General features: G+C 67.5%; 7 protein-coding genes. 5 read left to right on the top strand and 2 right to left on the bottom strand.

What is annotated here, in order from left to right:
* Together Q7J58_RS16035 and gyrB are read left to right on the top strand one after the other, a co-directional pair.
* The coding region (locus Q7J58_RS16035) for a DNA polymerase III subunit beta (protein ID WP_304830228.1) at positions 1-422 on the top strand (422 nt) is incomplete at its 5' end.
* Between the two features lie 80 nt (positions 423-502).
* Positions 503-3118 carry a DNA topoisomerase (ATP-hydrolyzing) subunit B gene (gyrB, locus tag Q7J58_RS16040; RefSeq protein ID WP_304830229.1) on the top strand — a complete coding sequence of 872 codons (2616 nt, stop codon included), beginning with the start codon at positions 503-505 and terminating at the stop codon, positions 3116-3118.
* 189 nt (positions 3119-3307) lie between these two features.
* Here gyrB and Q7J58_RS16045 read toward each other — a convergent pair whose 3' ends face one another.
* Positions 3308-3937 carry a rhomboid family intramembrane serine protease gene (locus Q7J58_RS16045; protein WP_304830231.1) on the bottom strand — a complete coding sequence of 210 codons (630 nt, stop codon included), beginning with the start codon at positions 3935-3937 and terminating at the stop codon, positions 3308-3310.
* Positions 3934-6861 (bottom strand): bifunctional [glutamate--ammonia ligase]-adenylyl-L-tyrosine phosphorylase/[glutamate--ammonia-ligase] adenylyltransferase, encoded by a 2928-nt coding sequence (gene glnE, locus Q7J58_RS16050; RefSeq protein WP_304830233.1) that lies wholly within the window; start codon positions 6859-6861, stop codon positions 3934-3936. Before glnE ends, Q7J58_RS16045 begins: the two co-directional genes overlap by 4 nt.
* On the opposite strand from glnE, the gene Q7J58_RS16055 reads away from it, so the two are divergent.
* The 3 genes from Q7J58_RS16055 to Q7J58_RS16065 all read left to right on the top strand — a co-directional run bounded on the left by Q7J58_RS16055 (position 6860) and on the right by Q7J58_RS16065 (position 13984).
* Positions 6860-11065 carry a YhdP family protein gene (locus Q7J58_RS16055; protein ID WP_304830235.1) on the top strand — a complete coding sequence of 1402 codons (4206 nt, stop codon included), beginning with the start codon at positions 6860-6862 and terminating at the stop codon, positions 11063-11065. The two genes, glnE and Q7J58_RS16055, sit on opposite strands and share 2 nt — an antisense overlap.
* Positions 11066-11135: 70 nt before the next feature.
* Entirely contained in the window at positions 11136-11942 is an 807-nt protein-coding gene (locus Q7J58_RS16060; RefSeq protein WP_304830237.1) for a carbon-nitrogen hydrolase family protein, read from the top strand.
* Positions 11939-13984 (top strand): ATP-binding protein, encoded by a 2046-nt coding sequence (locus Q7J58_RS16065; RefSeq protein WP_304830239.1) that lies wholly within the window; start codon positions 11939-11941, stop codon positions 13982-13984. The genes Q7J58_RS16060 and Q7J58_RS16065 overlap by 4 nt, the downstream gene beginning before the upstream one ends.
* Positions 13985-14039 lie beyond the last annotated feature (55 nt).

A 14039-nucleotide genomic window follows, 5' to 3' on the forward strand; every position in this document is an offset into this window, starting at 1 on the left:
TTGACGGCATGGAATTCGTCACCAAGCTGGTCGAGGGCAAGTTCCCCGACTACAACCGTGTGATTCCGCGCAACCACAAAAACATCATCACCCTGGGCCGCGTGCCGCTGCTGGCTTCGCTGCAGCGCACCGCCATCATGACGAGCGAGAAGTTCAAGGGCGTGCGCCTGAACATCGAGCCCGGCGTGCTGCGTGTGGCGTCGAGCAACGCCGAGCAGGAAGAAGCGGTGGACGAACTCGACATTGACTACGGTGGTGACCAGATCGAAATCGGCTTCAACGTGACCTACCTGATCGACGCGTTGCAAAACATGTCACAGGACATGGTGCGCATTGAACTGTCCGACGGCAACAGCTCTGCGCTGGTGACCAACCCCGACGACAACGCGTTCAAGTACGTTGTCATGCCGATGCGCATCTAAGGCACGCCTTAAAAGGCATCTGCACCCCAAACCCGCGAGTCCCGCGGGTTTGGCATTTCAAGCGTTAGAGAAATTTCAACATGTCCGAAGCCAACAAGCCCGCAGATTCCGTCAACACCGGCGAGGTCAGCACGGAAAGCTCCAACTTCCAACCCGTGATCGACGCCCATCAAGCCGGGGCCAGCGAAGGCTACGGCGAAGGCGCCATCCAGATCCTGGAAGGCCTGGAAGCGGTACGCAAGCGACCGGGCATGTACATCGGCGACACGTCCGACGGCACCGGCCTGCACCACCTGGTGTTCGAGGTGGTGGACAACTCGATCGACGAGGCGCTGGCCGGTCATTGTGACGACATCATGGTCACCATCCACACCGACAACTCGATCTCGGTGGTGGACAACGGCCGCGGCATCCCCACCGGCGTGAAGATGGACGACAAGCACGAGCCCAAACGCAGTGCCGCCGAAATTGCGCTGACCGAACTGCACGCCGGCGGCAAGTTCAACCAGAACAGCTACAAGGTTTCGGGTGGTCTGCACGGCGTGGGCGTGAGCTGCGTGAACGCGTTGAGCCAATGGTTGCGCCTGACGGTGCGCCGCGAAGGCAAGATGCACCAGATCGAATTTGCGCGCGGCTTCGTGCAAAACCGCATCGTGGAAACGCAAAATGGCGTGGAAGTCTCGCCGATGAAAGTGACCGGCGACACCGAAAAACGCGGTACCGAAGTGCACTTTCTGCCCGACTACGACATCTTCAAAGAGAACTCAGACTTCCACTACGAAATCCTGTCCAAGCGCCTGCGCGAACTGAGCTTTCTGAACAACGGCGTGCGCATTCGCCTGAAGGACGAACGCAGTGGCAAGGAAGACGATTTTTCGGGTGCGGGCGGTGTGCAAGGCTTTGTGGGATTCATCAACAAGGGCAAGACGGTGTTGCACCCCAACATCTTCCACGCCACCGGCGACCGCGCCAGCGACCAGGGCACCAACATCGGTGTGGAAGTGGCCATGCAGTGGAACAGCGGCTACAACGAGCAGGTGCTGTGCTTCACCAACAACATTCCCCAGCGCGACGGCGGCACCCACCTGACCGGCCTGCGCGCGGGTATGACGCGCGTGATCAACAAATACATTGAAGAACACGAGTACGCCAAAAAAGCCAAGGTGGAGGTGACCGGCGACGACATGCGCGAAGGCCTGTGCTGCGTGCTGAGCGTGAAAGTGCCCGAACCCAAGTTCAGCAGCCAGACCAAAGACAAGCTGGTGAGCAGCGAAGTGCGCGGCCCGGTGGAAGACATCGTTTCGCGCCTGCTGGCCGACTACCTGCAAGAGCGCCCGAACGACGCCAAGATCATCTGCGGCAAGATCGTGGAAGCTGCCCGCGCCCGCGAAGCCGCCCGCAAGGCCCGCGAAATGACGCGCCGCAAAGGCGTGCTCGACGGCATGGGCCTGCCCGGCAAGCTGGCCGACTGCCAGGAAAAAGACCCGGCGCTGTGCGAGATCTACATCGTCGAGGGCGACTCCGCCGGTGGTTCCGCCAAGCAGGGCCGTGATCGCAAATTCCAGGCCATTCTGCCGCTGCGCGGCAAGATTTTGAACGTGGAAAAGGCGCGCTATGAAAAGCTGCTCACCTCCAACGAAATCCTGACGCTCATCACCGCTTTGGGCACCGGCATCGGCAAGGCCGGTGGCGAAGGCGCCAACAACGACAGCAAGGACGACTTCAACGTCGCCAGGCTGCGCTACCACCGCATCATCATCATGACCGACGCCGACGTGGACGGCGCCCACATCCGCACCCTGCTGCTCACCTTCTTTTACCGGCAAATGCCCGAACTGGTCGAGCGCGGCCACATCTACATTGCGCAGCCGCCGCTGTACAAGGTGAAGGCGGGCAAGGAAGAGCTGTACCTGAAAGACGCACCCGCGCTCGACGGCTTTTTGCTGCGCATTGCGCTGAAAGACGCCAAGGTGTTCACTGGTGGCGCCAGCGCCGCCACGCTCGAAGGCGACACGCTGGGCGAACTCGCACGCAAGCACCAGACGGCCGAACACGTGATTGCCCGCCTGTCCAACTTCATGGACGCCGAAGCCCTGCGCTCCATTGCCGACGGCGTGTCGCTCAACCTCGATAGCATGGAGCAGGCCGAAGCCAGCGCCGTGGCGCTGCAAGCCAAACTGCGCGAACTCACCACCACCGGCGTGCCCGCCGAAGTGGCCGCCGAGTTTGATGTGCGCACCGACAAACCGATTTTGCGCATCAGCCGCCGCCACCACGGCAACGTGAAAAGCAGTGTGCTCACACAAGACTTTGTGCACGGCGCCGACTACGCCGCGCTCGCCACAGCCGCCGACACCTTCCGCGGCCTGCTGGGCGACGGCGCCAAGGTCATGCGCGGTGAGGGCGACAAGCAAAAAGAAGAAAAAGTGGCCGACTTCCGCATCGCCATGCGCTGGCTCATCGCAGAAGCCGAACGCACCACCAGCCGCCAGCGCTACAAAGGCCTGGGCGAAATGAACCCCGCCCAGCTCTGGGAAACCACCATGGACCCCACCGTGCGCCGCCTGCTGCGCGTGCAGATCGACGACGCCATCGAAGCCGACCGCGTGTTCACCATGCTCATGGGCGACGAGGTGGAACCCCGGCGCGATTTCATCGAAACCAACGCGCTGCGGGCGGGGAATATCGATATTTGATGGACCGGGAACAGGCGTCGGGCGCCGAATGATTTGCGACCCGCGCCACAGTGCTGCGACGGTCTGGAGCGGGTTGGTGCGACCGACCTGTCGTGCGCCCACTCACAAGGTGCGCTTGCTCGTGGGCAAAATTCTCGGTTTTCACATGCATCTCCAGCAGTTAGAGCGCGGTCAACAGCCGTTTCCAGGTTAAACCTTGATCCGGCAGTTGATCGCCCCTGACGGGCTGTTGAGCCAGCGCTGGTGCCGGCCCAGCGCCAGGCCGAGTACCGCGCCCCAGAAAGCGCCGGTCAGGTGGGCGGCTTGCACCACCGACATGTCGTTGCCCGCGTCCCACACCACCGGGTACGACCAGCCGCTTTCCAGCACCAGCTTGGCCAGCAAGCCCAGCGCCAGCAAACCACCCCAGCGGCGCGCTTTGGGCACGGCGATGCGTTTCAGCATCAGGTGCACCGCCAGCACCATGGCGCCCGCGTGCAGCAGGCCCGACAGGCCCACGGCGTAACCGATCTGTGGCCACAGCAACAGCGAGAGCTGCATCAGCGGCCAGGCCAGCAACCAGGCCAGGGCGCAGGCCAGGGTGGGCCGAACCGTCCAGGCAAACGCGGCCATCGCACCCAGGGCCACCTGGTTGCCGATCAGGTGCGGCGTGTTCATGTGCACCCACGGGCTGGTCCACAGCGTCCAGGGTTGTTGCAACCAGCCCTCGGCGCGCCAGGTGAGCGCGTCCACCACCGGGTCGCCCGCCCACCACACCAGCATGCTGGCCACGCCGTGCAGCGCGCACAGTGCCAGCCAGGTGCGCGAGGCCTGGTTCATGCGCCAGGGGCGGTGGCTTGCGGCCTGCCCAGCACGTGTTGCCACAGGGCTTGCACGGCAGCGGCTTCTTCGGTGACCCGCGCTGCGTCCACCTGGGTCGGGGCTTCGTCCAGCCGGGCGCGGTGCTGAATCTGGCGCAGCACGCGGTACGCGCGGGCCGCTGCAGTGCCCATGCCGGGCAGCAGCAGACCCGCGCGTTCGGCGCGCTCCAGCAGGTTGATGTTGCCGGTGTTGGCACGCAGTTCGGGGTGTGCCTGCGACTGCGACAGCACCAGGTACTGCACCACAAACTCCACGTCCACCATGCCGCCCACGCTGTGTTTCACGTCAAACTGCGTGCCCCGCACCGGGTGCGCGGCGCGCACCTTCTCGCGCATGGCCACAATCTCGGCCGCCAGCGCCCGTGGGTCGCGTTCGGCCGTCATCACGGCTTCGCGCACGGCGTCAAAACGGCTGGCCAGCTCGGGGCTGCCCATCACCAGACGCGCCCGCGTCATGGCCTGGTGCTCCCAGGTCCAGGCGGTGTTGCTGCCACGGCGTTCCTGGTAGTTGGCGTAGGCGGTGAAGCTGGTCACCAGCAGGCCCGAATTGCCGTTGGGGCGCAGCGCGGTGTCGATTTCGAACAGATCGCCTTCGCCGGTTTTCACCGTCATCCAGTTGATCATCTTGCGCACGAAGGCGGCGTAGATTTCCGACGCGTTTTCGTGCTCGTCTTCGTACACGAACACGATGTCCAGGTCGCTGCCGTAACCCAGCTCTTTGCCACCGAGCTTGCCGTAGCCAATGATGGCCAGCGCAGGCGTTTCGCGGTGGCGGTTTCTCAGCCGTCCCCAGCACCAGCGCGCGGTGGTGCGCAGCACCGCATCGGCCAGGGCCGACAAATCGTCGGCCACCTGCTCCACGCTGAGCACCTGCTCCAGGTCGCGCGCCAGCGTGCGGAACACCTCGGCATGGTGGGCGCGGCGCAAGATGTTCAGCAGCGCTTCTTCGTCGTCCTCGCCGGTGGACTGCAGGGCTGCGCGCCGGCCTTCCAGCTCGGCTTCAAACTGCACCGGGTCGAAGCGGTCGGTCAGCAGTTGCTGGCTGGCCAGCTCGTCGATCACGCCCGGGTGCTTGAGCAGGTAGCGCGCGGGCCACTTGGCCGCGCCCAGCAGGCGCAGCAGGCGCTCGTGTACCGACGGCCGCTCCTGCAGCAGCGCCAGGTAACTCTCGCGGCGCAGCAGGGGCTCGATCCATTCGGCCATGCGCAGCGCTGCCACCTCGCTGACCCGACCCTCGTCCAGCCAGGCGCCGGTGCGCTGCACCAACCGCACCAGGCGCGCGCGCGCGTCTTCGCGCAGGGCCAGCACGCGCGGGTGCTCGCTCCAGTCGCGGACTTTGGCCGCAAAGGCTTCGGGCAGTTGCAACAGCACGCTGTGCAGGTCGTCGGCCGGTGCCCGGCCTGCGCCGTTTTTGCCGTTGCAGCCCTTGCCGTTGCAGCCGCCGTTCCTGGGGCCGCCCAGCAGGGTGTCAAATTCTTGAGCCACCACCTCGCGGTGCCCGTCCAGTGCGCGCAAAAACGCGCACACATCGGCGCAGCCCATGCTGGCGGCGATCCAGTTCAGGTCGTCGTCGCGCGTGGGCATCACGTGGGTCTGCTGGTCGTCCAGGTACTGGATGCGGTGCTCCACCCGGCGCAGAAAATCGTAGGCTGCGGCCAATGCGCTGGCCGTGGCCGGGGGCATGAGATTGGCGCGGCACAGGCGGGTCAAGGCGTCCAGCGTGGGGCGGGTGCGCAGCTCGGGAAACTGCCCACCGCGCACCACCTGCAACAGCTGCACGGTGAACTCAATTTCACGGATGCCGCCGCGCGAGAGCTTGACATCGTTGGCCCGACCCGGGTTGCCGGCCGCGCGCTTGGCCGCGTGTTCGCGGATCTGGCGGTGCAGGGTGCGCAGCGCGTCGAACACGTTGTAGTCGAGGTACTTGCGAAACACAAAAGGCAGCACCGCAGCGCGCAGCGCGCCGGCACCCTTGTCGTGCACGCAGGCGGCGGGCGCAATCACCCGGCTCTTGAGCCAGGCAAAGCGCTCCCACTCCCGGCCCTGCACCAGAAAATACCCTTCCAGCGCACCCAGCGACACCGCGCTGGGCCCGGAATTGCCGTTGGGCCGCAGCGCCAGGTCCACCCGGAACACCTGGCCGTGTTCGGTGGTGTCGCCCACAGTGTTGTAAATGTGTTTGACGGCTTTGCCGAAATACTCGTGGTTGCTGATCTTGTTGCGGCCCTGCGCGTTGCCCGCGGTCTCGCCGTCGGCGTCGTACACATAAATCAGGTCGATGTCGCTCGACACATTGAGTTCGCGCGCACCGAGCTTGCCCATGCCGATCACCCACATCTGGGCCCGCACCGGTGCCATCGCCTGGGCTGCGGCCTCCACCTTCGCGGCTTCGCCCGGTTCGCTGGCGGTCCTGAGCCGCACCGGCAAGGGTTCCGGCGCGTCGGCCAGGGGTACGCCGTACACCTCGTCCAGTTCGGCAAACGCGAGGGTGCAGGCCGCGTCCAGCGCCAGCTCGGCCAGTTCGGTCACCGCCCGGGTCACGGTGGTCAGCGAGGCGCCTTGCTCGCAGTCCAGCACCACCAGCCGCTCCAGCACCAACTGGCGCAGCACACGCAGCGCGGCCGGCATGGGCAGGCCGCGTTCGCGCAGCCGCGCCAGGCACAGCTGCATGCTCGCGTGCACCGGTTCGCCCGGGGGCAGGCAGTCCAGCTCTTGCGGGTAGCGCCGGCGCACGCGCTGCACAAAGCGCGAATAGTCGGCCTGGCGGTCAGCGGCGGTGAGCGGTGGGCACGGGTTGGACGGAGGATTCACGTGGTTTGACAAAGCGGCATCGTTCGCTGCGGAACCTGGGGTGTGGCTGGCCGTCATAATTTGGTTGGACATGAATCAAACCCCGGCGCCGATCGCATCAGCCACGCGAACTCTCAAAACACTTGCCGCCGTGACGCGGCTGCTGCTGTGGGTGGTTTTGGCGGCTTGGGGGCTGTTTGCATTGACCTGGGGAACCTTGCACTTCTTCATTGTGCCGCGAATCGGCGAATGGCGCCCCGAGCTGGAGCGCTGGGCCAGCGCCTCGGTGGGGGTTCCGGTGCGGGTGGGTGAGATCCGGGCCGAGCCCCGTGGCGACGCGACCGGCTGGCTGCCCACGCTCATGCCCAGCTTGGCCTTGCGCGACGTGCAGCTGTTCGACCCCCAGGGGCGCCCAGCGCTGCAACTGCCGCTGGTGCGGGCCTCGGTGTCGGTGGGGTCGCTGTGGCGGCTGGGTTTTGACCAAGTGGTGATCGACCAACCCGTGCTCGATGTGCGGCGCACCGCGCAAGGGCGCATCGAGGTGGCGGGTCTGGACTTGTCCAACCCGGGCGGCGACGGCAGCGCTGGGGCCAACTGGTTTTTCTCGCAAAGCGAATTCGTCATCCAGGGCGGCACCGTGCGCTGGATCGACGACCTGCGCAGCCAGCCACCGCTCGCACTGAACGCGCTCACCCTTGTGGTGCGCAACACCGCGCGCACCCACCACATCCGCCTGGACGCCACGCCGCCGCCCGACTGGGGCCAGCGCTTCAGCCTGCGCGCCCGCCTGCGCGAGCCGCTGCTGAACCTGGGGCGCAGCCGTGCCCCCGGGCAGGTGCCCTGGCAGCGCTGGGACGGCGAGCTTTACGCCGACTTTGAGCACGTGGATGTGGCCCAGCTGCGCGCCTATGTCGATTGGTCCGACTGGGGCGTGGAGGTGCGCTCCGGGCAGGGCGCGCTGCGCGCCTGGGCCGACGTGGCGCGCGGGCAGGTCGCGGGCGCCACCGCCGACCTGGCCTTGCAGGGCGTGGCCGTGCAGCTCGGCCCCCAACTCCCCGCCCTGCTGCTGGACGACTTGGGTGGCCGCCTGGCCGCGCAATGGGACGCACAGGGCTTGGGCCTCACCACCCACAACCTGCGTTTTCGCACCCGCGAAGGCGCGGTGTGGCCCGGCGGTGTGTTGCACCTGAAGCACACCGCCGGCACCGCCCAGCGCCCCGCCAGCCTGGCGCTCACGGCCGACCAGCTCGACCTCTCCGCCCTGACCGCCATCGCCACCCGCCTGCCGCTGGCCAGCACCACCCACCAGCTGCTGGCCAGGCTGCAACCCGCGGGCCGGGTTGAGGGCTTGTCGGCCAGTTGGCAAGGCGCCAGCCCGCTCGCGGCAGCGGCAGACCCGCTGCCCGACGCCACCGCAGCCCACTGGCCCAGCGGCACCTACCAAGCCAAGGGCCGCGTCACCGGGCTGGCACTCACCAGCGAGCCCAGCGGCCAGATGTCGGCCTCGGGCCTGTACCCCTTGCCCGGGCGCCCCGGCCTCACGGGCGCCACGGTGGACTTTGACCTCAACCAGGCCGGGGGGCGTGCCCAGTGGACCCTCCTGAACGGCGCCATCGACCTGCCCGGCGTTTTTGAAGACACCCGCTTGCCGGTGAACCGCCTCGAAGCCGACACGTCCTGGCGCATCGCGGGCGAACGCATCGACGTGGAGGTCAACCGCCTGCGCCTGGCCAACGCCGACACCGAAGGCACCGCGCAGTTGCGCTGGCACACCAGCGACCCCGCGCGCAGCGCCTCGGGCTCGCGCTTTCCCGGCGTGCTTGACCTCACCGCCACCCTCAGCCGCGCCAACGCCACGCGCGTGCACCGTTACCTGCCGCTCACCATCGGCCCCGAGACCCGCCGCTATGTGCGCGAAGCGGTGCGCGCCGGCGCCGCCCGCCGGGTGGACTTTCGCCTGCAGGGCGACGTGTACGACATGCCGTTTGATGCCCCTGGCGCCACCGGCGTGTTCCGCATCGGCGCCCAGCTGCAAGGGCTGGACTTTGCCTACGTGCCCCCCTACCTGCAAACGCCGGGCGACGTGGCCTGGCCCAGCCTGCGCGGCGTCACCGGTGAACTCGTGCTCGACCGCGCCGCGCTCAGGCTCACCGGCCTGCAAGGCGGCATCGACGCTGCGCCCAACGTGCAGCTGAGCCAGGCCGACATCCGCATCGACGACCTGGCCCACCAGTCCACCCTGGTGGTCAACGCCCGTGCCCAAGGCCCCGCCAGCGAGCTGCTGGGCTTTGTGCGCAACAGCCCGCTCAATGCCATGACCGGCCAGGCGCTGGCCCGGACGCGCATCGGCGGTCCGGCCAACGTGCAGTTCCAGTTGAGCCTGCCCTTTTTCGACATGCCCGCCACCGCCGTGGCCGGCACGGTGCAGTTCAGTGGCAACGACGTGCAGATCAGCCCCGAATCACCCCTGCTCGGGCGCGCCACCGGCACGCTGCAGTTCAGCGAAAAAGGCTTTAGCGTGGCCGCCGCCCAGGCCCGGCTCTACGGCGGCGAGGTGCGGTTTGAAGGCGGCATGCGGCCCGACGCCAGCGGTACGGCGCGCATCCAGTTTCGCGGCCAGGGCAGCGCCAGCGCCGAGGGCCTGCGCGACGCCGGCCTGGGCTTTGTCTCGCGCCTGTTCCAAAACGCCCGTGGCAGCACCGCCTACACCGCCCAGCTTGGGTTTCGCGCCGGCGTGCCCGAACTGCAGGTCAGCAGCAACCTGCAGGGCATGGCCATCAACCTGCCTGCCCCGCTGGACAAGTCCGCCGACGCCAGCCTGCCGCTGCGCTTCGAGTCCAGCGTGCTGACGGTGGTGAACGAAGAAGCCCACACCGACCGCCTCGCGGTGCAACTCGGTGCCCCCGCGAGCCTGCTGGCCAGCCTGCAGTACGAACGCGACATCCGGGGCAACGAGCCGCAGGTGCTGCGCGGCAGCGTGGCCGTGGGGCTGAGCGGCGGTGAGACCGCACCGCTGCCCACCGAAGGCGTGCTGGGCAACATCCGGCTTGACCGGCTCAACGTGGACGCCTGGGAGCGTGCGTTTGCCTCCGCCACCGGGGTCGATGTGCGCAGCCCCACACCCGCCCTGGCCCCGCGTGCCGACGCCGTCCCCAGCACCAGCCTGGGTTACCTGCCCACCACCCTGGCCGTGCGCGCCGACCGCCTCACCGTGGCTGGCCGGGTGTTCAACGGCGTGGTGCTCGGTGGTGTGCGAGAAGGTGCGCAGTGGCGCGCCAACATCGACGCCGACGAACTCAACGGCTACGTGGCCTACCGCCAGCCCGGCGCCGGCACGGCCGGCAGCGTGTTTGCCCGCCTGACGCGGCTCAACCTGGCCCCCACGGTGGCCACCGACGTGGAACAACTGCTGCAGCAACCCGCCAGCGTGCCCGCGCTGGACATTGCCGTGGACGAGCTGCAGGTGGCCAACCGTCATCTGGGCCGGATCGAAATTGAAGCCGTCAACCGCGCAGGCAGCGCCCGCAGCAGCGAATGGCGCCTGATCAAACTCAACCTCAGCCTGCCCGAAGCCCGGCTCAGCGCCACCGGCAACTGGGCCGCGCAAGAGGCCCCCAACGGCGCTGGCACCGCCCTGCAGCGGCGCACCGCGTTGAATTTCCGGCTCGACATCGACGACTCCGGGCAACTGCTCACCCGCTTTGGCCGCGAAGGCCTGGTGCGCGGTGGCAAAGGCCGCATGGAAGGCCGCATCGGCTGGCTCGGCTCCCCGCTGGCGCTGGACTACCCCAGCCTCTCCGGCCAGCTGCAACTGGAAATTGAACGTGGCCAGTTCCTGAAAGTGGACCCCGGCGCCGCCAAGCTGCTGGGTGTGCTGAGCCTGCAGGCCCTGCCCCGGCGCCTGGCGCTGGACTTTCGCGACGTGTTTTCCGAAGGCTTCGCATTCGACTTCGTGCGCGGCGACGCCCGCGTCGATCAAGGCGTGGTCTTCACCAACAACCTGCAAATGAAGGGCATCAACGCCGCCGTGCTGATGGAAGGCACCGCCGACCTGGCGCGCGAACAGCAAGACCTGAAGGTGGTGGTGGTGCCCGAAATCAACGCCGGCACCGCCTCGCTCATTGCCAGCGCCATCAACCCCGCCGTGGGTCTGGGCAGCTTTCTGGCGCAGTTTTTGCTGCGCCAGCCGCTGCAAAGCGCCGCCACGCAAGAATTCCACATCACTGGCGGCTGGGCCGACCCCCAGGTCGAGAAAATCCAGCGAGCGCTGCCCGCAGGACCCGAGCCCAAACCATAGCCGCGGCTACATTTCCATACGATCCCCAAGTGCCTTCCCGCTGACCCGCAACCCACCCACAGGAGCCACCATGAAAGTCGCCGCTATTCAAATGGTCTCGGGCATCAGCCTGGACGCCAACCTCAGCGAAGCCCTGCGCCTGCTGCGCCAGGCCGCCAGCGCCGGCGCCGAACTCGCCGTGCTGCCCGAATACTTCTGCTTCATGGGCCACCGGGACGAAGACAAGCTGCTGCTGGCCGAAACCCCCGGCCTGGGCACCGTGCAAGACTTTTTGTCCGACGCCGCGCGCGACCTCAAACTCTGGGTGGTGGGCGGCACCCTGCCCATGGCCACCGACGACCCCTTGCACGCCGCCAACGCGTCGGTGGCTTACAGCCCCAAAGGCGAGCCGGTCAGCCGGTACGACAAGATCCACCTGTTTCGCTTCGACAACGGCCGCGAAAGCTACGACGAAGCCCACGTGCTTGTGGCCGGCAACACCCCCACCACCTTCGACTGCAAAACCCGCAGCGGCGAGAGCTGGCGTGTGGGCCAGAGCGTGTGCTACGACCTGCGCTTTGGCGAGCTCTACCGCGCCCTCGCCGCCGACCTGCTGCTGGTGCCCTCGGCCTTCACCCACACCACCGGCCAGGCCCACTGGGAGGTGCTGCTGCGCGCCCGCGCCATTGAAAACCAGGCCTACGTCATCGCCAGTGCCCAAGGCGGTGTGCACGAAAACGGCCGCCGCACCTGGGGCCACAGCATGGTCATCGACCCCTGGGGCCAGGTCATGGCCATGCAAGCCGAAGGCCCCGGCGTGGTGCTCGCCGACATCAACCACGAGCGCCTGCGCAGCGTGCGCCAGCAGTTGCCCGCGCTGCAACACCGGCGGCTGTGAACAAAAGCCCCCAGGCTGCGCCGCTGAGCCAAGTTCTGCGCTCGCGCCGCTGGCTGCTCTGGGGCGCCCTGCTGGCGCTGGTGCTGGCGCTGCTGGGCGTGCTGGTGTTTCTGGCGGCCGAATACGAAGAGGGCCGAGACCAGACCGTGCTGGAGCGTGATGCGGCTCAAGTGGCCAGCGACATCCGCAGCGAACTGTTTCGCAACGTGCAAACCCTGCAGTCGCTGCACAGCGTGGCGCCCACCGCCGATTCGTGGGCCGCCCCGGCCGCCGAACTGTTGAGCGCCCACCGCGAAATGGTGCGACTGGAATGGCGCAGCAGCACCCATGCCCTGCTGGCCTACCGCGACACCCCCTACCTCGCCAGCCTCTCGGGGTACCTCAACCGCGAACAAGCCCTGCCCGATGTGCGCCAGGCTTGCGACAACGCCCGGCGCTTCTCAGGCCCCGCGTTTTCTCCCAGCTACTTCTGGCCCATGGTCGGCGGCCAGGGGCTCGAACTCATGGAAATGTGCCTGCCGGTGGCGCGCGCCGGGGTGCCCAACGGGTTTCTGGTGGCCACCTACTCGCTGCCCGGCCTGCTCAACGAACTCACCAACAAAGCCATGCTGCGCGGCCGTGGCCTGGCTTTCACCGAGCCCGACGGCACCCGCCTCGCCCTGCACAGCACGGTCAGCAGCAGCAGCAGCCGGCGCCGCACGCTGCAGGCCAGCACCCTGCTGGACCTGCCCGGCCACACCCTCATGCTGCGCATGGAGAGCCCACGCCAGGTGGTGGGCCTGTTCCCCAACGTGCTCACCGCCGTGGTCGGTGCGCTCTCGCTGGCCTTGCTGGCGGTGCTGGCCCTGCTCGGGCGCGACATGCGCCGGCGCCAGCGCGCCGAACTCGAAGTGGCCGACGCCCTGGCCTTTCGAAAAGCCATGGAAAACTCCCTCGTCACCGGCCTGCGCGCCCGTGGCATGGACGGGCGCGTCAGTTACGTCAACCCCGCGTTTTGCCAAATGGTGGGCTACAGCGCCGAACAACTCATCGGCACCGGGTTGCCAGCCCCCTGGTGGCCCCCCGAACTCATCGACGAATACCAGCAGCGCCAGGCGGTGCGGCTGGCCGGGCAAACGCTGCCGCGCGAAGGCTACGAGTCGGTGTTCCAGCGCAGCGACGGCACGCGCTTCCCGGTGCTCATCATCGAAGCCCCGCTCATTGACGCGCATGGCGTGCAAACCGGCTACATGAGCGCCATTCTCGACCTCACCGAGCAGCGCCGCGTAGAAGACATCAACCGCGCCTCGCAAGACCGCCTGCAAGCCACCGCGCGCCTGGCCACCGTGGGCGAAATGGCCTCGCTGCTGAGCCACGAACTCAACCAGCCCCTGGCCGCCATCGCCAGCTACGCCACCGGCACGCTCAACCTGCTGAACGACACCACCCAAGCCCCGCCCACCGCCGACCTGCAGCTCGCCATGCTCCGCATCAGCGAACAGGCCGAGCGCGCCGGTCGCGTCATCAAAAGCGTGGCCGACTTCGTGCGCCGGCGCGAGCAGGTGCGCGAACCCGTGGCACCGCAAAGTCTCATCGACGCCATTTCCCCCCTGCTGGGCCTACAAGCCAAAAAGCAGCGCATTCGCGTGCACATCGACATCGCACCCGACCTGCCCCCGGTGTTGTGCGACCGCACCATGGTCGAGCAGGTGCTGCTCAACCTGGCCCGCAACGGCATGCAAGCCATGCCCGAAGGCGACCCACCCGCCCCCGAGCGTGTGCTCATGCTCTCGGTGCTGCAGTCGCGCCTGCAGTCGGGCGTGTCGGTGGTGGGCCGAGCCCCCAAATCCTGGGTTGAATTCACCGTCACCGACCGCGGCCACGGCCTCAGTGCCGGCGTGCAGGCCAAACTCTTCACCCCGTTTTTCACCACCAAACCCGAGGGTATGGGCCTGGGCCTGAGCCTGTGCCGCACCGTCATCGAACAACACGGCGGTGCACTCACCTTCGAACCCCACCCCCCGCGCGGCACCGTGTTCCGGTTTACGTTGCCGGTGGCGTGAGTGGGAGGCCGCGCTCGAAGGCTTCCTGCATTCGCCCCTTCCCTCGCTGGGGGAC

The organism is Hydrogenophaga sp. (genome assembly GCF_030656115.1).
In the GTDB taxonomy this organism is placed as follows: Bacteria; Pseudomonadota; Gammaproteobacteria; order Burkholderiales; family Burkholderiaceae_C; genus Hydrogenophaga.

What these genes read in the sequence shown, in the direction of transcription:
- gyrB (WP_304830229.1), top strand. Translation starts at nt 503, where the DNA reads ATGTCCGAAGCCAACAAGCCCGCAGATTCCGTCAACACCGGCGAGGTC.
- Q7J58_RS16060 (WP_304830237.1), top strand. Translation starts at nt 11,136, where the DNA reads ATGAAAGTCGCCGCTATTCAAATGGTCTCGGGCATCAGCCTGGACGCC.
- glnE (WP_304830233.1), bottom strand. Translation starts at nt 6,861, where the DNA reads ATGTCCAACCAAATTATGACGGCCAGCCACACCCCAGGTTCCGCAGCG.
- Q7J58_RS16045 (WP_304830231.1), bottom strand. Translation starts at nt 3,937, where the DNA reads ATGAACCAGGCCTCGCGCACCTGGCTGGCACTGTGCGCGCTGCACGGC.
- Q7J58_RS16055 (WP_304830235.1), top strand. Translation starts at nt 6,860, where the DNA reads ATGAATCAAACCCCGGCGCCGATCGCATCAGCCACGCGAACTCTCAAA.